The organism is Bradyrhizobium cosmicum, from assembly GCF_007290395.2.
In the GTDB taxonomy this organism is placed as follows: Bacteria; Pseudomonadota; Alphaproteobacteria; order Rhizobiales; family Xanthobacteraceae; genus Bradyrhizobium; species Bradyrhizobium cosmicum.
The window spans coordinates 3,996,358-4,015,457 of sequence record NZ_CP041656.2 but is presented as its reverse complement, the minus strand read 5'-3'; the positions used below and the strand labels follow the sequence as shown (position 1 = coordinate 4,015,457).

38 protein-coding genes and 1 tRNA gene are annotated in these 19,100 nt (G+C 62.6%); 17 read left to right on the top strand and 22 right to left on the bottom strand.

Features of this window, described 5'->3' with window-relative positions; translation table 11 throughout:
• The 7 genes from FNV92_RS19400 to FNV92_RS19370 all read right to left on the bottom strand — a co-directional run bounded on the left by FNV92_RS19400 (position 1) and on the right by FNV92_RS19370 (position 4,801).
• Positions 1-1,041 (bottom strand): PrsW family glutamic-type intramembrane protease, encoded by a 1,041-nt coding sequence (locus FNV92_RS19400; RefSeq protein WP_015686366.1) that lies wholly within the window; start codon positions 1,039-1,041, stop codon positions 1-3.
• A gap of 330 nt (positions 1,042-1,371) precedes the next feature.
• Positions 1,372-1,527, bottom strand: coding sequence for a hypothetical protein (locus tag FNV92_RS19395; protein WP_168213639.1), 156 nt, complete (start codon positions 1,525-1,527; stop codon positions 1,372-1,374).
• Between the two features lie 138 nt (positions 1,528-1,665).
• Entirely contained in the window at positions 1,666-1,923 is a 258-nt protein-coding gene (locus FNV92_RS19390; RefSeq protein WP_143845019.1) for a hypothetical protein, read from the bottom strand.
• Positions 1,924-2,059: 136 nt separating this feature from the next.
• Positions 2,060-3,067, bottom strand: coding sequence for an acyl-CoA desaturase (locus tag FNV92_RS19385; RefSeq protein WP_143845021.1), 1,008 nt, complete (start codon positions 3,065-3,067; stop codon positions 2,060-2,062).
• A gap of 122 nt (positions 3,068-3,189) precedes the next feature.
• Positions 3,190-3,816, bottom strand: coding sequence for a PilZ domain-containing protein (locus FNV92_RS19380; RefSeq protein ID WP_143845023.1), 627 nt, complete (start codon positions 3,814-3,816; stop codon positions 3,190-3,192).
• A 151-nt stretch (positions 3,817-3,967) separates the two neighbouring features.
• Positions 3,968-4,447, bottom strand: a complete 480-nt coding sequence (locus FNV92_RS19375; RefSeq protein ID WP_244623667.1) for a hypothetical protein — start codon at positions 4,445-4,447, stop codon at positions 3,968-3,970.
• Positions 4,448-4,726: 279 nt separating this feature from the next.
• Positions 4,727-4,801: transfer RNA gene (locus tag FNV92_RS19370), tRNA-Glu, on the bottom strand.
• A gap of 226 nt (positions 4,802-5,027) precedes the next feature.
• Between FNV92_RS19370 and FNV92_RS19365 the strand changes: the two genes are divergently transcribed.
• The 3 genes from FNV92_RS19365 to FNV92_RS19355 are packed head-to-tail and all read left to right on the top strand — an operon-like array spanning position 5,028 to position 5,759.
• Positions 5,028-5,282 carry a PilZ domain-containing protein gene (locus tag FNV92_RS19365; RefSeq protein WP_143845027.1) on the top strand — a complete coding sequence of 85 codons (255 nt, stop codon included), beginning with the start codon at positions 5,028-5,030 and terminating at the stop codon, positions 5,280-5,282.
• 55 nt (positions 5,283-5,337) lie between these two features.
• A complete protein-coding gene (locus FNV92_RS19360) occupies positions 5,338-5,586 on the top strand; it encodes a porin (protein WP_143845029.1) in 249 nt (82 codons plus the stop codon).
• Between the two features lie 5 nt (positions 5,587-5,591).
• The gene (locus tag FNV92_RS19355) at positions 5,592-5,759 is read left to right on the top strand and encodes a hypothetical protein (protein ID WP_143845030.1); all 168 of its coding nucleotides are present in this window, start codon (positions 5,592-5,594) and stop codon (positions 5,757-5,759) included.
• Positions 5,760-5,880: 121 nt separating this feature from the next.
• On the opposite strand, the gene FNV92_RS19350 is transcribed toward FNV92_RS19355, so the two are convergent.
• From FNV92_RS19350 to FNV92_RS19330, 5 genes are all read right to left on the bottom strand, one after another.
• Complete coding sequence (locus FNV92_RS19350) at positions 5,881-6,519, bottom strand: glutathione S-transferase family protein (RefSeq protein WP_143845032.1); 639 nt, start codon at positions 6,517-6,519, stop codon at positions 5,881-5,883.
• 145 nt (positions 6,520-6,664) lie between these two features.
• Entirely contained in the window at positions 6,665-6,850 is a 186-nt protein-coding gene (locus FNV92_RS19345) for a hypothetical protein (protein ID WP_143845034.1), read from the bottom strand.
• Positions 6,817-7,269, bottom strand: coding sequence for a VOC family protein (locus FNV92_RS19340; RefSeq protein WP_015686291.1), 453 nt, complete (start codon positions 7,267-7,269; stop codon positions 6,817-6,819). The genes FNV92_RS19345 and FNV92_RS19340 overlap by 34 nt, the downstream gene beginning before the upstream one ends.
• Positions 7,270-7,405: 136 nt before the next feature.
• The gene (locus tag FNV92_RS19335; protein ID WP_143845036.1) at positions 7,406-8,065 is read right to left on the bottom strand and encodes an oxidoreductase; all 660 of its coding nucleotides are present in this window, start codon (positions 8,063-8,065) and stop codon (positions 7,406-7,408) included.
• A gap of 137 nt (positions 8,066-8,202) precedes the next feature.
• The gene (locus FNV92_RS19330; protein WP_143845038.1) at positions 8,203-8,706 is read right to left on the bottom strand and encodes a hypothetical protein; all 504 of its coding nucleotides are present in this window, start codon (positions 8,704-8,706) and stop codon (positions 8,203-8,205) included.
• Positions 8,707-8,975: 269 nt separating this feature from the next.
• Here FNV92_RS19330 and FNV92_RS19325 point away from each other — a divergent pair, with 269 nt between their 5' ends.
• Together FNV92_RS19325 and FNV92_RS19320 are read left to right on the top strand one after the other, a co-directional pair.
• Positions 8,976-9,176: a hypothetical protein gene (locus tag FNV92_RS19325; protein ID WP_143845040.1), complete on the top strand. Its 201-nt coding sequence runs from the start codon at positions 8,976-8,978 to the stop codon at positions 9,174-9,176.
• On the top strand, positions 9,176-9,454 hold the full coding sequence (locus FNV92_RS19320) for a hypothetical protein (protein WP_143845043.1): 279 nt from the start codon (positions 9,176-9,178) through the stop codon (positions 9,452-9,454). Before FNV92_RS19325 ends, FNV92_RS19320 begins: the two co-directional genes overlap by 1 nt.
• A 56-nt stretch (positions 9,455-9,510) precedes the next feature.
• Here FNV92_RS19320 and FNV92_RS19315 read toward each other — a convergent pair whose 3' ends face one another.
• Entirely contained in the window at positions 9,511-9,711 is a 201-nt protein-coding gene (locus FNV92_RS19315) for a hypothetical protein (RefSeq protein ID WP_143845045.1), read from the bottom strand.
• A 197-nt stretch (positions 9,712-9,908) separates the two neighbouring features.
• Positions 9,909-10,055: a hypothetical protein gene (locus FNV92_RS19310; protein ID WP_158324550.1), complete on the bottom strand. Its 147-nt coding sequence runs from the start codon at positions 10,053-10,055 to the stop codon at positions 9,909-9,911.
• Between the two features lie 154 nt (positions 10,056-10,209).
• On the opposite strand from FNV92_RS19310, the gene FNV92_RS19305 reads away from it, so the two are divergent.
• Positions 10,210-10,377, top strand: coding sequence for a hypothetical protein (locus FNV92_RS19305; protein WP_015686287.1), 168 nt, complete (start codon positions 10,210-10,212; stop codon positions 10,375-10,377).
• Between the two features lie 42 nt (positions 10,378-10,419).
• Here FNV92_RS19305 and FNV92_RS19300 read toward each other — a convergent pair whose 3' ends face one another.
• Positions 10,420-10,914, bottom strand: coding sequence for a hypothetical protein (locus FNV92_RS19300; protein ID WP_143846267.1), 495 nt, complete (start codon positions 10,912-10,914; stop codon positions 10,420-10,422).
• A 176-nt stretch (positions 10,915-11,090) separates the two neighbouring features.
• Between FNV92_RS19300 and FNV92_RS19295 the strand changes: the two genes are divergently transcribed.
• Entirely contained in the window at positions 11,091-11,225 is a 135-nt protein-coding gene (locus FNV92_RS19295; RefSeq protein WP_283805812.1) for a hypothetical protein, read from the top strand.
• A gap of 191 nt (positions 11,226-11,416) precedes the next feature.
• Here the strand turns inward: FNV92_RS19295 and FNV92_RS19290 are convergent, their stop codons facing one another.
• Positions 11,417-11,593: a hypothetical protein gene (locus FNV92_RS19290; protein WP_168213640.1), complete on the bottom strand. Its 177-nt coding sequence runs from the start codon at positions 11,591-11,593 to the stop codon at positions 11,417-11,419.
• A gap of 65 nt (positions 11,594-11,658) precedes the next feature.
• The gene (locus FNV92_RS19285) at positions 11,659-11,961 is read right to left on the bottom strand and encodes a hypothetical protein (protein WP_015686283.1); all 303 of its coding nucleotides are present in this window, start codon (positions 11,959-11,961) and stop codon (positions 11,659-11,661) included.
• 197 nt (positions 11,962-12,158) lie between these two features.
• Here FNV92_RS19285 and FNV92_RS19280 point away from each other — a divergent pair, with 197 nt between their 5' ends.
• The 4 genes from FNV92_RS19280 (at position 12,159) to FNV92_RS19265 (ending at position 13,902) form a co-directional block, all read left to right on the top strand.
• Complete coding sequence (locus FNV92_RS19280) at positions 12,159-12,335, top strand: DUF3606 domain-containing protein (RefSeq protein WP_015686282.1); 177 nt, start codon at positions 12,159-12,161, stop codon at positions 12,333-12,335.
• A 467-nt stretch (positions 12,336-12,802) separates the two neighbouring features.
• Positions 12,803-13,012, top strand: coding sequence for a hypothetical protein (locus tag FNV92_RS19275; RefSeq protein ID WP_015686281.1), 210 nt, complete (start codon positions 12,803-12,805; stop codon positions 13,010-13,012).
• A gap of 116 nt (positions 13,013-13,128) precedes the next feature.
• Positions 13,129-13,323: a hypothetical protein gene (locus FNV92_RS19270; protein WP_015686280.1), complete on the top strand. Its 195-nt coding sequence runs from the start codon at positions 13,129-13,131 to the stop codon at positions 13,321-13,323.
• Between the two features lie 285 nt (positions 13,324-13,608).
• The gene (locus FNV92_RS19265; protein WP_015686279.1) at positions 13,609-13,902 is read left to right on the top strand and encodes a hypothetical protein; all 294 of its coding nucleotides are present in this window, start codon (positions 13,609-13,611) and stop codon (positions 13,900-13,902) included.
• A 108-nt stretch (positions 13,903-14,010) separates the two neighbouring features.
• On the opposite strand, the gene FNV92_RS19260 is transcribed toward FNV92_RS19265, so the two are convergent.
• Positions 14,011-14,196 carry a hypothetical protein gene (locus tag FNV92_RS19260; protein ID WP_015686278.1) on the bottom strand — a complete coding sequence of 62 codons (186 nt, stop codon included), beginning with the start codon at positions 14,194-14,196 and terminating at the stop codon, positions 14,011-14,013.
• A 314-nt stretch (positions 14,197-14,510) separates the two neighbouring features.
• Between FNV92_RS19260 and FNV92_RS19255 the strand changes: the two genes are divergently transcribed.
• A complete protein-coding gene (locus tag FNV92_RS19255) occupies positions 14,511-14,807 on the top strand; it encodes an HU family DNA-binding protein (RefSeq protein ID WP_007591377.1) in 297 nt (98 codons plus the stop codon).
• A 333-nt stretch (positions 14,808-15,140) separates the two neighbouring features.
• Here FNV92_RS19255 and FNV92_RS19250 read toward each other — a convergent pair whose 3' ends face one another.
• Positions 15,141-15,359, bottom strand: coding sequence for a hypothetical protein (locus tag FNV92_RS19250; RefSeq protein ID WP_143845051.1), 219 nt, complete (start codon positions 15,357-15,359; stop codon positions 15,141-15,143).
• A gap of 278 nt (positions 15,360-15,637) precedes the next feature.
• On the opposite strand from FNV92_RS19250, the gene FNV92_RS19245 reads away from it, so the two are divergent.
• The 3 genes from FNV92_RS19245 (at position 15,638) to FNV92_RS19235 (ending at position 16,684) form a co-directional block, all read left to right on the top strand.
• Positions 15,638-15,775: a hypothetical protein gene (locus tag FNV92_RS19245; protein ID WP_015686276.1), complete on the top strand. Its 138-nt coding sequence runs from the start codon at positions 15,638-15,640 to the stop codon at positions 15,773-15,775.
• A gap of 243 nt (positions 15,776-16,018) precedes the next feature.
• On the top strand, positions 16,019-16,144 hold the full coding sequence (locus FNV92_RS19240; protein ID WP_283805811.1) for a hypothetical protein: 126 nt from the start codon (positions 16,019-16,021) through the stop codon (positions 16,142-16,144).
• A gap of 342 nt (positions 16,145-16,486) precedes the next feature.
• Positions 16,487-16,684 carry a hypothetical protein gene (locus FNV92_RS19235; protein WP_015686275.1) on the top strand — a complete coding sequence of 66 codons (198 nt, stop codon included), beginning with the start codon at positions 16,487-16,489 and terminating at the stop codon, positions 16,682-16,684.
• Here the strand turns inward: FNV92_RS19235 and FNV92_RS19230 are convergent.
• Together FNV92_RS19230 and FNV92_RS19225 are read right to left on the bottom strand one after the other, a co-directional pair.
• The gene (locus tag FNV92_RS19230; protein WP_015686274.1) at positions 16,681-16,806 is read right to left on the bottom strand and encodes a hypothetical protein; all 126 of its coding nucleotides are present in this window, start codon (positions 16,804-16,806) and stop codon (positions 16,681-16,683) included. The genes FNV92_RS19235 and FNV92_RS19230 overlap by 4 nt on opposite strands.
• Positions 16,807-16,877: 71 nt before the next feature.
• The gene (locus FNV92_RS19225) at positions 16,878-17,108 is read right to left on the bottom strand and encodes a hypothetical protein (protein ID WP_015686273.1); all 231 of its coding nucleotides are present in this window, start codon (positions 17,106-17,108) and stop codon (positions 16,878-16,880) included.
• A gap of 281 nt (positions 17,109-17,389) precedes the next feature.
• Here FNV92_RS19225 and FNV92_RS19220 point away from each other — a divergent pair, with 281 nt between their 5' ends.
• The gene (locus FNV92_RS19220; protein WP_015686272.1) at positions 17,390-17,680 is read left to right on the top strand and encodes a hypothetical protein; all 291 of its coding nucleotides are present in this window, start codon (positions 17,390-17,392) and stop codon (positions 17,678-17,680) included.
• Between the two features lie 67 nt (positions 17,681-17,747).
• Here FNV92_RS19220 and FNV92_RS19215 read toward each other — a convergent pair whose 3' ends face one another.
• Positions 17,748-17,912 carry a hypothetical protein gene (locus FNV92_RS19215; RefSeq protein ID WP_015686271.1) on the bottom strand — a complete coding sequence of 55 codons (165 nt, stop codon included), beginning with the start codon at positions 17,910-17,912 and terminating at the stop codon, positions 17,748-17,750.
• 286 nt (positions 17,913-18,198) lie between these two features.
• Between FNV92_RS19215 and FNV92_RS19210 the strand changes: the two genes are divergently transcribed.
• Positions 18,199-18,960, top strand: a complete 762-nt coding sequence (locus FNV92_RS19210) for an SIR2 family NAD-dependent protein deacylase (protein WP_143845053.1) — start codon at positions 18,199-18,201, stop codon at positions 18,958-18,960.
• Positions 18,961-19,100: the final 140 nt, after the last annotated feature.

The following is a 19,100-nucleotide window of genomic DNA, read 5'->3' as shown; positions in this document are numbered from 1 at the left end:
TCAACCACCGCCGTGCGCGGACGAAAAACCTTCGCCCGTGGTGCGGATGCGGTTGCGACCGAGAACATAGATCGCGGTCGTGACAATCAGAAGCGCGAGGCCGAGCAGGATCGAGACGAAACCGATCGGGATCAGGGCCAGCGTCAGATTGCGCTCGGGGTTGATCAGCCAGTGGTGGATCGAGGTCAGCACGAATGCGAGGCCGAGAAAGCCGACACCGCCGCCGGCAAGCAGCAGCGCCCACATCCGGCGCAACTGGCTGAGCCGTTCGCGTGCGACATCGGTCCGGGGCGCGTGGTGGCGCGCGACGCGGCGGACCAGGCGGATGGCGAAGGCGATCGCGCCGAAGCCGATCAGGAGGCTCGCGGCACCCAGCCACATCCGCAAGCTGGGATCGAGATCCGGCATGCGCTGCAGGGCGAGCAGCGGGAAGTCGAAAGCCGAATGCAGCGCCAAAGGACCGCCCAGCATCAGGAGGCGGCTGGAGAGGCGGGCCCAATCGCGGTTGTGGCGGTTCGCCCCCAGCGCCGTGCCGGCGCGCGCGATCGTGAGGTAAGCGCCGGCGATGATTCCGAGCGCGCCGTGGAACGGCACCGTCAGCACGCTGCGCAAGGCGGCCAGCGAGCGCCACATCTCGGCATGCTGCACGAGGTAGGCGAGGTTTTCGTAAGCGGCGAAGCCGAGGCCGACTGCGGCGCCATAGACCACGGTGTCCATCGGATTGGCAAAGGTCCGCCGCTTGGTCGAGGCGACCAGCACGATGGCGACCACTTTTACGGCTTCCTCCGGAAGCGCGACGCCGAAGATCGAATGCATGGCCAGCGCCGCCCAGGGATTGTCAGGGGCTGCGACCATTTTGGCGAAGGGCGCGCGGGCAAGGCCCAGCAGCGAGATGCTTGCCGCGCCGAGCAGGAACGCGGTCCAGACCTGGGCCGGCGGTCCAGGACGCTCCTCGGCGGCAATGACGAGCCACAGCATCAGCAGCGCCGGGGCGATGGCGGCAGTTCCGATGACGGTGGGTAACGCTTCAATCAGGTACATCGGCGCCGAAAATAGGTTCCCTTGATCCGGTTAGCTACGCCTTGCGATGCGACCATGTGTCATGTGCCTGCTGTCGCTTCACTGAACAAGCGCGGCAGCCGGTATTCATCAGGACCGCCATTGAACGTGCAGAATGTGAGCACAATCAATTGCATGACAGAGCCACTTCGTCATCCACGACAACGAATATGCCGCTGCCATGGAATCGCGATTTGTTAGTCAGATCAAGGAAATGCGCAGGTCTCTTCGATTCAGGATGCACGTGGCTCGCCGCCGAGTCCAGAGGCCGGATTGCCTCCGTCCGGACAACGCGCGGACGGGACGATCGGTCTAGTCACGCTTGGTTGTGCGCCCGCGCGGCGGTGAAAGGATCCGGCGGGTCCGCACCTGCTCGAGCTCCCAGAATGCGCGCACGAGGCACGTGCCGAGGCAGAACACGATGAGAAGCAGCAGGAAGGCCTGGTCGACGGCTGGGATCTGGATCATGGCGTTGATTAAGCAACGGCTATGCCACTTGTTCCCGCCGCGGTCTGCGCTGTACGCAGCCGCGCCTTCCGCAAGGCGCGGCTTGCGCAGGGCGAATCGTCCGCGCGGCGAGGCGCGCGTGGCCGCGTTTTCCGCTCGTCAGTGCGTGGTGAACGGCGGCGTCATGTCGGGCGCGATATCGAAGGCGCCGAGGTGGAATTCCTCGCCGATGGACTCGTCCGGCTCCGCATGCTGCGCAAGCAGCGTGAAAGCGGCTTGCGGATATTGCTTCCAGATATCGAGGTCGCCAGCGGTGATGGTGAGCCAGCCGAACGTGTACATGTAGCGACCGGGCTCGGCGACCCGGCCTACCTTGTCCCAAGTAATCTTATCGACCGTCATCTTGTCGACTGCCATTCGGTCCCCCGATCGCAAGTCTGCCAATGAGGTCCGGCACGAGGCACAGACCATCAAAAGCTGATCCCGCAATGGGGCGGCGATAGGGCAGCGATGCGGAGGCAAGACGGCCGGGCGACGGCCGCCGCCACCCGGCTCAGCGTGCCGTGGTGGCCCCCTGCGCTTCCGCTTCGGACGCCAGCTCCAGTTGGCGGTGCGAGGCGTGGAAGACGTCGTGGACCAGACCGATCTTCTCCATGCCCAGAATGATCAGGCCGTTGAGATCGATCTCCCACCAGGCGTGCGAGATGTAGGCGTCCCGCGGGAAGCGGTGATGGTTGTTGTGAAGGCCCTCGCCGAAGGTGAGGATCGTGGTCACGAACTCGTTGGTCGAGGCGTCATTAACCTCGAAGCGGCGGTAGCCGTAGGCGTGGCAGACCGAGCCGGTGAGCTGGCTGGTGAGGATCAGCAGATAGGCGCGGAGCAGGCCGGAGAACAGCACGCAGCCGATCATGCCGTGCACGCCGCCGAAGACGTAGCCGACCACACCCGGAATGAAGACGGCCGAAATCCCGTACCAGACCCAGCGCGTGCGCACGAAGAACATCGCGATCGGATCGGCGAGGATGTCCTTGGCGTAGTATTCGTTGTCGGTGGTCGCCTGGTCGAACACCCAGCTGCCCTGGGCGTGCAGGAAACCCTTCAATGCGCTGACATAGCGATTGCCGAAGCCGTCGAATTGCGGGCTGTGGGGATCGCCGACGTCGTCGGCATAGAGGTGGTGGCGGCGGTGGTTGGCGACCCATTTCGCGATCGAGCCCTGGATCGCCATCTGGGCGATGGCGCAGAAGAACACGCGCATGATCGGACCGGTGCGGAAGCTGCGATGGACGAACAGGCGGTGCATGCCGGCACCGATGCCGAAGGTGGTCAGCGCGAACATCCAGGCGAAGGTGAACAGCTCCACCTTGCCGACGCCTTGCGTGACGGCCCAGACGATGCCCGCGACCGCGCCGACATAGAGAATGCCGAGCAACAGATAGCTCTCGCGCAGCTTGGCTTCGACGAGCGGTCCCTCGGTGACGACGCCGGGCGGAAGCTGCGGCTTGGTGGCGGGGATGGTGCTTCGGGCGGTCTCGGCCGGGGCGAACTCAGCGATGGACATTCCGGGACTTCCAATACTCGGGGCCCGCAATGATTGCGGACGTGCTGGGGCACACCCTATCGCGCGGGGGCCGCCAGCTCCAGTATTTAGTTAAAAAAGAGTTAAAATCCGGCCGCGCCGGCTCAGGCCGGCTGCGCCAGGGGGGAGCGCACGATCAGGCGAACGAGGTCGTCCCGCTGCTGCTTTTCGGCGAACTTGACCGCAAAGCCGCTGTCGAATTTGCGAATGACGCGCCCGACGCAGGCGCCGACCGCGAGCGGGGTTCCGACCGGCGGATCGTATTCGCAGGATATGGCGACACCCGCCGTGGAGACGTCGATGATGAAGCAGGGGTGGGTGCAGCCGTCGGCGAGCGTCAGGAAGGTGTGCGAGACCTGCGGAACGAAGCGCGCATCGCGCCGCAGCTCCTTGACGCTGTCGTCCTTCTGCTTTTTCTCGAGCCAGGTCAGCTTTTCCGACATCCAGGCCCGCCTTGCCCGCGTCATGTCGAGCTCCATCAGGAAGCCCGCCTTCAGCGTCGCGCTGATGGTGCACTGGAACTCGCCGAAGTCCTGGAAATAGGAGGTCACGCGCTCGCCGATCTTGCCGACGACCGGCACGTCCACGATCATGCGGAACGGCGAGACGCGCTTGGTGCGGCAGGCGAAAGTGCGCAGCTTGCCCTCGCAATCGTACCAGCGCGGCAGCGAGTAGCTGCCGCTCACGGCGACGTCCACTGCACGCTGCCTGAGGAATTCTGCGACGGACATTGGGCGCCAATCGTGTTTCGGATGATTTCCGTAGAAACACGGTAGCGGGGCAACGTCTAAGCAAAGGATACGGCGATCAAATAGCAGGGGTAAATTTTCAGTAAATGGGTGGGCCGGTAGTGCTCCGGAGTTCGCGGCAATTGCGCGCCGGTTACAGCGATCCGACCAGCACCAGCAAGCCGAGCAGGCCAATGGCAAGGAGGAGCTTGATCGCGGCGGCGGTCAGGCTGTCCGGCCTGATCTGCACTCCGAACCACGGCAGTGCCGTCCGCATCACGAGCGCCGCGCACGCTTCGGCGAAGGCGAGCACGACGGCGATGCCGGCAATGGTGGACCATGATGTGTCCGGCGGAATCCAGGACGCGAGCCAGGTCGGGACCGAGGGTCTCAACGAGGCCAGCAGCGCGAACCAGGCGAACAGGGAGACGAAGCTCTTGATGATGTCGGGTCCGATCGCGTCGGGCTCCAGCCGGATACCGATCGTCCCAAGCGCAGCGTCGATGCGCTCGCCGTCAGTGAAGAAGAGGAAGGCGCCGACGTAGAGCGGAACGCGCGACTGGACGAGCAGGGCGATGATGCCGAACAGCACCATGTAGCCGAAGGCATCGCCGAGAATGTTTTTCCCGCGCATGCGGGATGGCCCTGTCGCAGTCGCGGCCTGTGCCTGCGGAGCCGATCTGGCGCGCGCCATGTGCTCGAGCATTCTGGCGCGGCGTTCCGGGACAGATTGCGTGGCGCGACGTATCCATCGCGGCGGCGCCGGCGAGGCGGGGCCGGACTGGCCTTCCGGGGTGGACTGTTGCTGCGCCATGGGCCTCTGCCGTGTCCGATCTGACCTTTGTCGGAGGCGAGGGGCCGGGAGGTTCATGTCGGGCGGCAGGTTTCGCCACGTCATCCACGAGCCGGATGCTGGCGCTCCCTAGCGGAATCGAACCGCTCTCTCCACCGTGAAAGGGTGGCGTCCTAACCGATAGACGAAGGGAGCAAACACAAGGCCTCACCGCTTTTCGCGGCACGACCGCCGGCCGCCCGAGTCGTGCCCGGGGGCTGCAGCGGGCGAACGTATAGTGGCCTTTGGGTCGGTCGGCAAGCCGTTCGGGGCCGGTCTTTTGCGCCCCGGGTGGATAGCTGTCCCGGGATCATTCGGGAGGCGATTTCAACGGTTTCTTAGGGTTCCCTGAGCTAGCGCTAAGGTGGGAGATCTTAAGCCGATGCCACAGCCCAAGAAGCGCGCAGCCCGCAAGCTGCTGTCGCAGCACGCCTGGATCACGCTCGACGGCGGATTCGCGGCGCGGCATTGCCTGGTCCAGGACATCTCGGCCTCGGGCGCGAAGATCACGATGGACGACGACGCCAGCCAGCTGCCGGGCATCATCCGGATGGCGTTCGCGCGCGATGCTCGGACCGGGCGGAGCTGCCAGGTGGTCTGGCGCCGCGGCAAATCGGCCGGCATCAAGTTCATCTGATCGCGGCATCCGGACCCGGATGGCGCGACGCGCCGGTCCGGGCTAGAACGGCGGCATGCGCGCGCCGCTCCTCATCCTCATCTCGTTGCTCGCCACGTCCGCAGCGGCCGCCGAGGCCTTGCGCCTTCCCGCGACAGAGCCGGCGCAGGCCGGCAAGACGCTGCCGCTGAAGAAAAGCACAGGCGGCACGGCGAAGGCAGGCGTCTGCGCCTCCTATGGCCGTGGTTACTACATGGTCGAGGGCACCGGCACCTGCGTCAAGATCGGCGGCTCGATCAGCGTCGAGACCACGGTCAGGCGGTAGGCCGCATGCCGACCGATCTGTTGCGGCTCGATCTCGTCATCCCCGTGCTGATGTCCTGCGCGATGCTATGGTGGGTCAGCCGCGGCCTGAGCTGGACCGCGCGGCTTGCCACTGCGGCCGTGACGCTGGTGCTGATCATCTGCGTGCTGCTGGTCGAGCGCGGCTGGGGCTGAAGCAAAAAGCGCGAAAACAACCCCATGCACAGTAGCCGTCAAGTGCGGGCGCGCCGCAATCCGCGTGCGTCGGCACGCCGATTCATCGTGATCTTGCCGCAGCTTGCGCCGCGCCGGGTCGTCACGACATCGGCGGTGCAACGAACTGCGCAAATCCGGCGCGCTTGCCGAGCTCGGCGAGCCACCGCGTCAGGTGCGGCTGCGCCGGCCGGGTGATCCCCTCGACGCCGAGCCAGCGCCGCGCATAGGAGCCGATGGCAATGTCGGCGAGCGTGAACTGCTCGCCCTCGATGAAGCGGCGCGCGGCGAGCAGGCGGTCGGCGATCGCCCAGACCTCGGCGGCCGCATCGGCATCCTTTTGCACCTGGATCATGTCGCGCTCGGCGGGGGGCGTGCGCACGATGCCCCAGAACACCGGGCGGTCGACCGGCTGCACCGCCGACAGCGTCCAGTCGAGCCAGCGGTCGACGCCGGCGCGCAGCTTCGGCGCCTCCGGATAGAGCGGCGTGCCGCGCCCGTGCGCGAGGCAGAGATAGCGCATGATCGAATTGGACTCCCACAGCACGAAATCGCCCTCGACCAGCGTCGGGATCCGCGCATTGGGATTCATCGCAAGATAGTCGGCCTCGCGGGTCTTGCCGTATTGCATGCCGGCGTCGATGCGCTCGAAGGGAAGGCCGAGCTCGGCCAGGCACCACAGCACCTTCTGCACATTGACCGAATTGGCGCGGCCCCAGATCGTGAGTTTGGCGTCCGGCATAACAGGTCTCCCGCGCGTTTTTCGTTGTCCATCCTGCGCGGGTGATAGCGGAATTCGGCGATGGCGGCGAGCCGCGATTGCGGCGCGCCCTCATGCAAAAAGCTCCGCCGACAGGCGGAGCTTTCATTGCAGCGTTGCGCGATGATCAGCGGCCGAAGAACAGCCACAGCAGCAGGATCACCGGAATCGGCACGCCCAGCATCCACAACAACAATCCACGTCCCATGTCGTCCTCCTCAATTGCATTTGTCGAGGAGTGAACGCGCCGGGCGGGCGGTGGTTCCTGCCGTAAAAACCCTACCAGTGGCCGGTATTCGGCATCGAAGCCCACGGCTCCTGCGGCGGCTTCGGCTCGCCCTTCTGCAGCAGCTCGATCGAGTGCAGATCCGGCGAGCGGACGAAGGCCATGTTGCCGTCGCGCGGCGGACGGTTGATGGTGACGCCGGCCTTCATCAGTCTGTCGCAGGTGGCGTAGATGTCGTCGACCTCATAGGCGAGATGGCCGAAGAAGCGATCCTCGCCATAGGTCTCCTCGTCCCAATTGTAGGTGAGCTCGACCAGCGGTGCGCCGCGCGTTTGCGGCTGCGTCTTCAGCGCCTCGAGATCGTCCGACGAGCACAGGAAGACGAGCGTGAAGCGCCCCTTGTCGTTCTCGATGCGCCGCACCTCCTTCAGCCCGAACGCATCGACATAGAATTTCAGCGCGACATCGAGATTGCGCACGCGCAGCATGGTGTGGAGGTAACGCATGGGTGGGGCTCCCTTGAACGGAGGTGTCTTGGTTTGGGCCGGGACGGCGGGGACAGGAGATAGCAGGAAAGTGGGGGGATGGGCAGGGGGCGGGGGCAAATGTGCGTGAGGGCCGTTCTGTTCGGCTCAGGTTGCTTCACGTCCGAAGCAGTGCGGCCATCTCTTTCCAATGATAGATTCGTACTTTTTCCGTTTGATGCCGTGCGGCCTTGGCGATGGCGTGCGCGATCTCGTTGCCGGTGAGCCCGCGATATCGGTTAGCTGGGCCAGCGAGCAGCGGATTGAGAACGCTCCATATCGCGATGAAGAGCCGCTCACGCGGGCGGTCTTCATCGCGCTCGCCCAGGATCATCGACGGGCGGAAAATATGCGTGTGGTCGAAATTGAGCGCCCGAATGTCCCGCTCCACCTCACCCTTGGTCCTGACATAGAACACGGCGGAGCCGGCGTTGGCGCCGACCGCCGTGACCAGAAACACCGACCGCGCGCCGTTCCCCTTGGCGATCTCGGCCGCCCGCAGCGGATAATCATGATCGATCTTGTAGTACTCAGCCTCGTCAGGCGTGTGCTTGCGCGTCGTTCCCAGCGCGATGAAGATCTCGTCCGCGACCAGTTGCGGCTTCAGCGCGGGCAGGGAGGCGAGATCGCCAATCAGCACCGTGAGCTTCGGATGGTTCAGCGCGAGGGGCTTGCGAAACACCGCAATGATCCGCGAATAGTCGGGGCTGTTCAACAGGTCTTGCAGCAAATGCGAGCCGATGAAGCCTGTGGCGCCGAAGAGAAGTGCAGTTTTCATTCAAGCCACCGTTTCGTGTTGATTGTCTGATCGCCTGTTGAGGCCCGGGGGAGCCGGTGGTCGAAGGAAGATCATCTGGCCCAGCACCGCATACAAGGCTAATGATCTGCTGTTTTCGACTCAAGAGTGGAGACGTTTTACTGAGCCTGAATCGAACACGTCACGTTGCTTGCCTTCACAGAGCGCGCAGTGGCGCGTTCGCCGGTTTTCAGGCGCGGATATTGGTAGTCGGTGGCGCCGGAGTTCAGGGAATACCCAATGTTGGCCGTGCAGTGGTCACCGTCCACGTTGACCTGAATGGCACGCTTGTAGGTGAAGTACTCCTGCACGCTGACGAGTTGGTGCGGACCCGCCACGTGCCAGCTCCGCGGCGCGTCGGCGCCGAGCCGGAGAGTGGACTTGCTGCCTCCGCGCGCCGAGCCGCTGGCGCGGTCTTCGAGATGCTCGAGCCCGCCGTCGGAACGAAGATGAAGCACCACATTGACGCTCGTGCTCGTGACGTTCGCGGAGGGCAGCATTCGGTCGTGAACTTCCACATAGGAGAGCCGGAGGACACCATCGGCGCAAGCGGGCGTCTGCGAGCAGGCGAACGCAGCAGCGGTAAACGCCAGGCAAAGTCCGACGATTGGCCGATTACCCATGTGACCAACCCAAGGTAAGGCCGGCAGTGCTGCCGGACTCAAATAAATGAGTTTCTCGCCTATAAGTGAGAACTTCCCATGCCCGTCTGGAGTGTAGGAATCGCCGCACAACGCGTCAAGGCAAGCGGTACTCCGGATAATATGGCGAGCAGAATCTCGGCTACCGGCCGGCCAAATTCCTCCTCCTCTACCATGTCTCGAAGCTTGCCGACCTCAATGCTCAAAATCCGGACGGTTGAACCCCGCCAGAGGTGCCGCGACTAAACCCCATGGTCGCTGTCTTTGCAGAACTGCTGTTGGTCCTCGTCAGAAGCCTCGTTGCAGACTGGCTGAAGCAGGCTGCATTGGCCGTTTGCGCCTGGCTGGATACGAAGGTCCACGGCCGCACGGCGAGGTTTGTCGTGGGCGGCCTTCTTGGGCTCGCCGCCTTTTTCCTCATTCCCGTTTTCGCCGGGCTATTGGGTTTGTGATGCTCTCAGTGAAGGCGAACCTCATCATTGCATTGGCCATCGGGGCGATCATCTCGGCGGTTCTCCTCGCCCTGGAGCCGGTCACCGACTACGCGTTTCTGTCGTGGGAGTGGGTTGGTATTTCGGCTGCGTATTTGTTCTGGGGAGCGACCGGGGGCTCCACCTTCGTCGGCATTGCCATTTGCTGGGTTGTGAATGCGCTCACCTATGGTCTCGGTGCCTTCGCCATTCTCATCGTTCTCAGCGCTCTCAGGCGGCAAGCCAGCTCGACCACTTGAGGCGTGCGGTTTCGCTTGGAGCTCATAAGCCGATTGGGCCGACGGCGTCAGATAAATCAGGATACCGCGGGTGGCGGGACAGGGATTCCGGTCTCATTGTCAGGCTGGCAGGGCTGAATGGTGTAGCCGTCTTCCAGGACTGTCTTCCCATCAACAACGTCAACAAGGCCGGCTTCATCGGCGTGAGTCCAGACGTCTTCCTCGGTGGGGAATTCCTTGCTGAGCTTCTGGTCGTCTTCAAATAGAGCGTAGGGCATGTGGGCTCCTCTCCCAAGAGAACGCCTTGAGCGAGGGCGGGTTCATGCGGCACGGGCTACCCTCATGCGTCAATTGTGACTGCCGGAAGGGGTAGGACGGGCGATCCCTCAACTGTGAACACAGCGCTGAAGGGTTGAAGGCACGCCTTAACGGCATCGTTTGGTCGACTAGGAAGGGAGGCGTGAGAGATGCTGGTTCAATGAGTTGTTTCGGAGATGGGCTTGGTCTTTTTCAGAGGATCAAGTCCCTCACAAACAATGCATTGAAGCTCGGTCTTGCCGTAAAGGCCGGGCACCGGGATCGTTCTCTTGCCGCACCGCAGGCAACGCGTGACCTTGTCCATGAAGGCTCCTTTTGCGCGCTAACAAATGTCGGGCGTCAGGGTTCCATAGGAACGGCCACCACCATCGCAACTTGAACCCGGACGGCTTCCTCCCGCCGTCCAACTGCGCGCGGTTCTTCAATCTTTGGGGCCGCGCGCTTTTCAGGAGAATGATATGCCGACAGAGCCGATCAATGGTCGCGAGCCCGAACTGTCTGAAGACGATATCCAGCGCGAACAGCTGGGGCCGCGTGGCGTGCCTGGAAAGGAAAGCCCCACCAAGATGACGCCGCAGCGGGAAAAGAAGACACCTGGGAATGTCGATCCCGGGCACACGGCATAACCTCGCGCTTGGCTTGGAAGGTGAGATGGTGGGTTTGCCGCTCTATCGCTTCAAGCCTTCCTTGCTTCGCCTTGCCTCCTCAGCCTCGTCCACGAGCCTCAAGGCAGTCCCGTCGTAGCTCAGCTTCAGTCCGCGGCCGACGATCCAGATCCATCCCTCGCGGGCGTCACGGGTCGGCTGCGCGTTGAACTGGTCGGAGATCGATTTGACGGCGGTCTCTTGCGGGCCCGGATTGTTCAGCTCCGCGGTGACGCGCCGGATCGGGTGCCTTTCGTCGACCTCGTCGCTGTCGATCGTGACCCTGGCGGCGTCGACGGCGCAGTCGAGGGTATGGGAGTCGCGAAGCTGGCGGCAGCGGTAGCGGCGCTGGGTGACGAGCTTGGTCGTCTCCTCGAACGTCATCCCGGGCGAAAAGCCGAGGATGTCGGATTTCTTCACGAGCGCGAGCGACGCAGGCTTCAGGAAGCCGGGCTGGATCGCCACGACCGCGGCAGTGGCTACAATGATCAGGCCGGCGGCAACAATGGCTATCTTCATCAGTCCCTCGCGCAAAACGTCCGACCATACAGCAGGCGGAGCATCCTGCCAGTCGGGCGTGGGCGTCACCGTTGCGGGATCGACGCGGCGATTGAGCGCGGTCTCTCGGTTGACCGTGACGCCGGTCACGGCGCGGGCGCTCCGATGCCGGCACCCTCCAACGAAAGGAGTGTGTCATGCGATACGCCACCATCATATTGCTCATTCTCGCCAGCCTTCAGGCCTTGCGCGGCGAGTTCCTTGGCGTTCTGTTCTTCGTTGTCCTGGCCGTCGGCGGGCATGTCAGCGCGACGATGCTAAAAAAGTCGTGATGGATTTCTATGCCACAGCGATTGTAGAGATCGCCGTGGAGCTGCTGTTCGGATCAAGGGCAAGCTCGCGGGAAAGCGGCGCGTGTAAGGGCGATCGAGTGTGCCGCTGGTGACGCCGCCGATCACCCCATCAACATGAAAAACCGCCCCTGACATAACCAGGGACGGTTTTCGAAATGTCGGTCCAGTGTCTATTGACCGGTGCCGGGCTTCGTCGTCTTCGGCGCCTTGCCGTCTTCGACGCGGCCTTCGTTGCGAAGGTCACGGCCTTCCTGCGCCTTCTTCTGGCTCTCGGGGGACTTGCCGTGCTCGTACAGCTCTTCCTTGACGAAACCGGCGGCTTCCTTGGCTTTACCTTCAACGCTCATTGCATTCTCCTTATCTGGAGATGAAACAATGCGTTTGAGGGCCGGGCGTTCCTCGTCGTCTGTCGCTAGGCTGCGATGCGCTGCTCGACCGGAGCCGTCAAAATCTTGAGCGCCTGCGCGTGTTGCAGGTCGGGAACCGCGATGGCCGTGTGGCTGTAGGTCGCATGTGTCCGTGATTTCGCGATCCCGTCCAGGATCTCGCCGCCCTTGATGACGTGGAGGCCCATGCCTTCCCCGGAGGGGAAGATCGCCAGCACGACATCATAAGCCGTGATGACTGACCTGAGCGCTCCGGCCTTGTCCTCGGCGACATCGACAAACACGCGAACGTCTGCCGCGAGTTCGCGCAGCTCATGAAAATCCAGCACTGTGGGTACTCCAACGCAACGATACTGACAGAGAGCTTGGAGCCGTTGGGTTACTGAAGTCTGAACAATGCGTGCCCGGCCACAGGTTTCACGATGAGATGTAGGCAGGTAGATGAGACCGGGATGCCGATTTGCGTGAAGACTGAACCAAACAGGCCCGCAACCGTTAGTTGTTGACGACAATGGGAGGGGCGGCAATGCCCGACGATCGCGGCAGACGAGACCAAACCCGTATCGATCTCGGCCAGGACCACCAAGTCAGGTACTGGTGCGAGAAGATCGGTTGCACCCGGGACGAGTTGGTGCACGCGGTTGCCCAAAAGGGCGTCATGTCCGAGGACGTCGCGAACTATCTGAGGCGGACGAAGCGCTGACGATGGCTCGGCGTGGCTTGGCGCAAGCACTCAATTGGATCAATTGCGCATCGGATTTGATGACCAACGCGACAATCCCCGCGGATTGTGAGCTTTAAGAGACAGCTTGCGATGCGACTCCGATCGAAGATCGCTGCATCACCGCACAGCAGCGGGCGTCGATCGGTGATGGAGAGCAGGCTCTCCGCCTGCGTCAGGGCGAAGCACCATGATGATGTTTTGCAGACCATCGTGCCCAAAGTGCCAGACAACCACCATGTTGGCGCGTATCACCCCGGTCCCCTCGGGCTTCGACATCCGGACATTCGCGTGCCCGGCGTGCGACCAGATGCATCAGACCGTCGAACTAACTGATCCCATGAGATCCGTCGTGATCAATGGCTGGCTCCGCGGACAATTGACGGCGCCGTCGTAAGGGCCGCAGCAGGAGCGGAGGAACAGCCGGGCCGGCGCGGCGTTCGTCCCGTATGACTGAACCACTCCCGCTTATCATCGAGAGCTCGCTTCAGATCGCCTGGGACTTCCTGGAGCGATCGGGAGGGATTACCGATCCGCAGCAGACGGCCGAAATCCTCCTGGGAAGCATCAAGACGCAGATTCTCAAGGGAGAGAACCGCACGCTGATGCTGTCGAACAGGGCTATCGCGGCCGTCGAGCAGGGCCGCAAGGCCGCGTGAGCATGCAGCAACCGCGCCAGGGAGCCGGCCAAGCGCCCGCGCCGGGTGACGCTCAACTTAGTCGTCTGAACTGCCGCCCCACAGGAACTCTGGTTCCACCGCAACGTTGGTAATGCATGGAAACGATTGAAAAGATCATGCAGGCGTACGGGATGATGGTGAACCTGACGTCCGAGCAGAACGATGCCGCCCGCCAGCGCCTTGCGGTGTTTCTTGCGGACAAGTCCGAAGACAATTCCAACCTGACGATCGAGGGTTTGAAGTTTCTCCGTGGCGACCGGGCGACAAGGGTACGGCGTGCGAAATCCTGACTGCAGGATCTGTCGCGGTCTCGGTTGGGTTTGCGAGAACCATCCCGACAAGGAATGGTCGCGTGAGTTCGGTTGTCAGTGCGGGGCAGGGATGCGGTGCGCGTGCCAGGGGACTGAGATTGCAATCGTCGAGCCCGGCATTGCCGACGTCATCGAGCCATCTCCCACGCCGAAGTTGAGCGGTTAGCCGCGCTGATGGGCATTTATTAATGTCGAACGGCGACTTCGCCAGCAACCTATCCAACTGGCGCCCGTTGCCATGCTGGTATCACGAAAGGAACCAGTATGAACAAGGCAGCACTTATCGCCGCGACGATCGCAGCGCTCGGAGCGACCGCCATTGCCGCGCCGGCAGAGGCGAGGGGCGGCCGCGGATTCGGCGGAGCCGGAATCGGCCTCGGCATCGCTGCCGGCGCAATCGCAGCCGGGGCTTACGGCGCGTACGGTCCGGGTTACGGATATGGCTATGGCCGAGGTTACTACAGGCCCCGGCACGTCTATGCTCCGGGTTATGCCTACGGCCCCGGCTATGGTTACGAGCCGGGCTATTATCGACCGCGCTATTACCGCGCCTATTGATCTCAAAAAGCCCGGATCGCTCCGGGCTTTTTCTTTGGCCGCAATTGCTTTGCTTGATGAGTCTCTCGACCGCTGACTTTGCAGATGATTCTGCAGGTCGCTTGCGGATTACTTGGCGTAACCCTGCGAGCGGAGCCACGCGATCTTGCGATCCCCGTTCATCCAGTCGTCGGCATCAGCCTTGCTGGTGAATCCCGTGATTTCACGCTGCTCGCTGCCGGGATAGTCCGCCAGGATTTTCCAGTCGCCATCGGCGATCCGGACCGCTCTAAACGTCACTTTTGTTTTTGCCATGCCTCACTATGCAGCAAATGCTTGCGAAAGAGAACCCGCTTTGGCGATGCGGGCATCATCCCGTCTGGCCGCGAACCGGCAGAACCCTCTCCACTCATTGCCGAATCGATGCGCGGGATGCCCCGGCAGACGCGGCTATCAGCGGGGAAACGGCCGGAACTCCCGTCAAACTGCGGCTTGCGTTTTGGGCCTTGATGGGTTCTAAGCCCGGTGACTTCCCGACCGTTGGCACGACCACAAAGCGCGCTGCGCGGCTTTGTCGCGTGCCCGGCCGTCATTCACAGCGCGCGCACCCCATCCAGAGGACTTCAGACATGGCGAAGATGACCAAGACTCAATTGATCGATGCAATTGCCGAGGGCACGCAGTTGTCGAAGAACGACGTGAAGTCGGTCATCGAGTACATGGCGACGGTCGGATACAAGGAGCTCAACGAGTCCGGCGAGTTCGTCATTCCCGGTTTCGTGAAGATGTCGGTCGTGAACAAGCCGGCGACCGAAGCCCGCATGGGCGTCAATCCCTTCACCAAGGAGCCGATGCAGTTCGCGGCCAAGCCGGCGAGCAAGTCGGTCAAGGCCTCGCCGCTGAAGGTTGCCAAGGATTCCGTCTGATATCAGACTCGGTCTGATCCGGATCGATCGCGCGCGGTCTGCATGCCAAGGGGCACGCAGACGCGCGGCGCGGTGCCCGCAAAAAGCGAAAACCCCGCCTGGGGGGAAGCGGGGCTTTCTGATGGGGGTGAAGCCTGGGGGAAGCTTCAGAGATAAGACGCGCGAGCGCGACAAAGGTTCATCCGCCGGCTACCAAAAAGAGAAAAACCCCGCGCGGGGGCTGCGGGGTTCTTCAAAGCTGAAGGTCGCGTCGCACAACCGTCAGCACCACTGAAATCTAACTGACAATGCCGCTGCGGGGAGTTCGTTCCGCGCGGGGCACGCCGGATCGCATCACGCGGTCACGTCGACGATGGCCGGCGTCTCGACCGCGCGCTTGCGCCAGACGATGAATTCCGTCTTTGCATTGAGCCATTCATATTCGCCGCCGCGGGCCTTCAGATGCTCGAGCGCCGCGCCCTGCGCCGACTCCTCGTCCACAGCTTCGACGATGATCTCGACCGTCTCCTCGATCTGCCTGACAACCTCGACCGCGTAGAATTTTCTTGGCATCTGCACCACCCTCGGCAGCGGTAACGGGCAGGGGGAGCAAGGCGTTCCATGCGAGACGCATCATGGCGATCGCATAGAGCATCCGGAATCGCTCGGCAAAGCGCGACCTCGTCGTGAGGGCCACCGCAGGCGGGCGCCGCGAAGGATGCCGCAGGCAAGCTCCCCGCCACGTTACTCTTGATATGCGATGCCTGGGAAATCACGCGCAGGGGACTGGACTGTTTGTTCTTATTTTGTTCTAGTGAGCCATCATCTTTGGAATCTCTGGGAGGTGACTCATGACCGTCGAGAAACAGCGTGAAGTGATCAGGCTCTGGAATCAGCTCAGGAAGGTCGAGGGCCCGGCCGCGGAGGAGCTCCGCATCCAGATTCTCGAATGCTTCTCGGAGAAGGGCAAGGCGAAGCGAGCGGCGTGAGGAGCCTCGGCGAACGCCGATGGCGAGCGCGATGCATTGCGCGGCTTCATGGATCGTTAGGAATTGCTTCGCGCCGATTTTTCGACTCCGATTCGTTCTTTGAGAACGAAGTGGAGTCGGATGAAGAACAAGCCGTGGCTTCTGTGTCGATACGGGACGTTGCGGCTCCAGCGATGCTTGCGTGATTCCTCGCACAGTCCCGTCCTCGCGCCACCGTTATGCCGTGGGGCGAGGGAGAGCGACATGGATGCGTGCTGGTTTCTCGCCGAGATCGCCAAAGTGTTCTGGTACGACAGGCATCCGCGGCTGCGCAAAGGCAAGCCGTCGGTACCGCAGGTGCCGCCGCCAAAGGGCGATGACGCCAAGTGAACGCAAAATGTAAACGCGAAATGTGATCGCAAAATATGATCACGCGTGCGTTCACGATCTTTCGCGATGACTCGTCGCCGCGCGCGATCCTCACGACTTGTTAAGAGCTGCTCCGCATCGATTTCTTCGATTCCGATTCGCTCTTCGAGAACGAAATGGAGTCGAAGCTGGAACAAAGCCGGTCTCTCGCGGCGCGTGCCGACTCCTAACGAAAGCTTGCGCCGATGCCGATAACCCTATTCGGTTAGGTTAAAAGCCCAATCGCGTTGCGCTCCACGCGGGTTGGAGTAGGTGTCTGGCAAAGACAACCAAGAAACGACTTTGCCAAGAAGCGATTTTGCCATGACACCTTTTTTAGAACCGTCCTTCCATCAAGGCGACCGGCACACCTACCGGCGTGTCGCCATCGTCGGCACGCTGTTCTGTCTCGCCTTCGTGGTGATCAGCGTCTCGCTGCGGCCGCAGCTCGAGGACACGCGGGTCGCGGTCAAGGCCGACAGGCTGGTGCGCACGGCAGGCCAGGCGCCGCACGCGAACTAGCGCCCGCCGCCACAGATGCGCTCGTCAGCGGAGACATCATCGGGCGCGGCGCCGCGGGTTGCGAGCGCGACGAAGCCGGCATAGCCGGACAAATTGAGTAAAACTTCGAGCCACACCGGCATGAGGGCCTCCTCTCGTGAAGGCCCGGTCAACGTGCGCGCGCAGCGCATGTTCCTTTGACGGGCGGTCCCGATCAAAGTGGGTTCGAGGGATCGAGGCGCCGGCCGAGGGTCGCAACGGATTCCGTGGAGGGCGTATCCTTGAGGAATTCGGCGATGGCCCGCGCGAGTTCGCCGTCGCTCATCGGTGTTGGCGGCGGGCGAAGCGCACCGACACCGAAACTGCGGACGATCTCGTCGTAGTGCGGATCCCTGTTTTCGGGAACCAGCCTGCGGATGCGGGCGAGCAGTGCGGATATCGGCAATGTGTCCTCCTCGGCGCCCGCGCCGTTGGCAGCGTTTGTCGTTTGCTGCCGTTTGCTCCCGTGAAACCAAAAACCCCGCCAGCACCGCGGAGGATGCTGACGGGGTCTTCGTGCTGTCGCCTGGCCGGATGGCTGCGGCGCCCGCACTTATGAATGCAATCCAGGCGGCGTGATTTCGTTCCGCCTCCATCGCGTTTTTTTGCCGGACCGGGTTCCACAAGCTGTGCGCAACCATCGCAGGCTCTCGGCGTTGTCCCGGCGAGATGCGAAGGAGGACAATCATGAAGAAAACATTGGCAGTTCTGGCCACCGTTGCCGCCGTTGGCGTCACCGCGGTCGCGGCGCCTGCGCCCGCCGAGGCACGCGGTCGTGGCATCGGCCCGGGCCTCGCGTTCGGCCTTGCCGCCGGCGCGATCACCGCCGGCGCGGTCGCGGCGTCCCGTCCGTATGGCGGCTATTATGGTCCGGGCTACGGCTACTATGGCGGCCCCGCCTATTACAGCCCGGGTCCATACGCCTATTATGGCGACGGACCGTACTACCGGCATCGCCACTATTATCGGCACTGGTAACCGCGAAGAATTGAAAAGCCCGGAGCGCTGCTCCGGGCTTTTTTCATGCGTTGCGATCAGAACCGTCTTATGGCCACAGCGAGGGCCGTTCCACCTTGCGCGCGTTGTCGAGCGTCGAGACGAAATACTCTTCGCGCTCGCGCTTGAATTTTTCCTGGGTGGCACGGAAGGCGGCGACACGGGCGGCGATCTCTTCGCGTTCGCGGATCTTGCGTTGTTCATCCTCTGTCATGTGACTCCCCTCTACACCTGAGTATGTGCACTACCGAACTCAAGCTCTGCCGCCGCAAATCACTTTGAGTCGCATTCAACACATGCATTGGCGCTTCTGATTGGGGCGTCAATGGGGAGGAGGCATTGCAGGATTGTGATAAGCGAAGGTCGGAAGAAATTGCCGCCCGTGATGTGATTCACGTTTCCCGTCTTGCCTCGCGTTTCTTTTCGCGGTGGATAAGAGGGTCAACAATCTTGTCGCTTGCGCATCTTGCCGCTAGCGCGAACCAAATCGGGAGACCGCGATGATTGCATCGGATCTTCGCAGCGGCGTCGAACGGCTCGGCGACATGATCGCCGAAGCCAAGACTATCGTGCCGTTCACCGGCGCCGGCATCTCGACCGAATGCGGCATTCCCGACTTCCGCTCGCCGGGCGGAATTTGGACGCGCTACCGTCCGATCGAGTTCGGCGAGTTCGTCGCCAGCCAGGAGGCGCGCGACGAATCCTGGCGCCGCCGCTTTGCGATGGAGGAGGTCTTCGCGGCGGCGAGGCCTGGCCGCGGCCATCGGGCGCTGGCCTCGCTGTACCGCGCCGGCAAGATTCCGGCGGTCATCACCCAGAACATCGACAATCTGCACCAGGCCTCCGGCTTCGCCGCCGAGCATGTGATTGAACTTCATGGAAATACAACTTACGCGAAATGCATCGGATGTGGGCAGTCCTATCCGCTCGACTGGGTGAAGCAGCGGTTCGACCAGGACGGCGCCGCGCCGAACTGCACGACGTGCGACGAGCCGGTGAAGACGGCGACGATCTCGTTCGGCCAGATGATGCCGGAGGATGAAATGCAGCGCGCGACACTGCTGTCGCAGGCCTGCGATCTCTTCATCGCGATCGGTTCCTCGCTCGTCGTATGGCCGGCGGCAGGGTTTCCGATGATGGCGAAGAACAACGGTGCACGTTTGGTGATCATCAATCGCGAACCGACCGATCAGGACGACATCGCCGATATCGTCATCCGCCACGACATCGGCGAAGCCCTCGGGCCCTTTGTCGGCAATTGAGGCGTGAGTTTGATTCGCGGCTGTGCAAGCTGTTCATAGGTTCCGGCGAATCTCTTTTTTGTCTATGCGTCGCAACCGGGAGTGTTATCTTTTGAGTCGGAAGATTCGCGTCGCGTCGAATTGAGAACATTCTCTAAAGA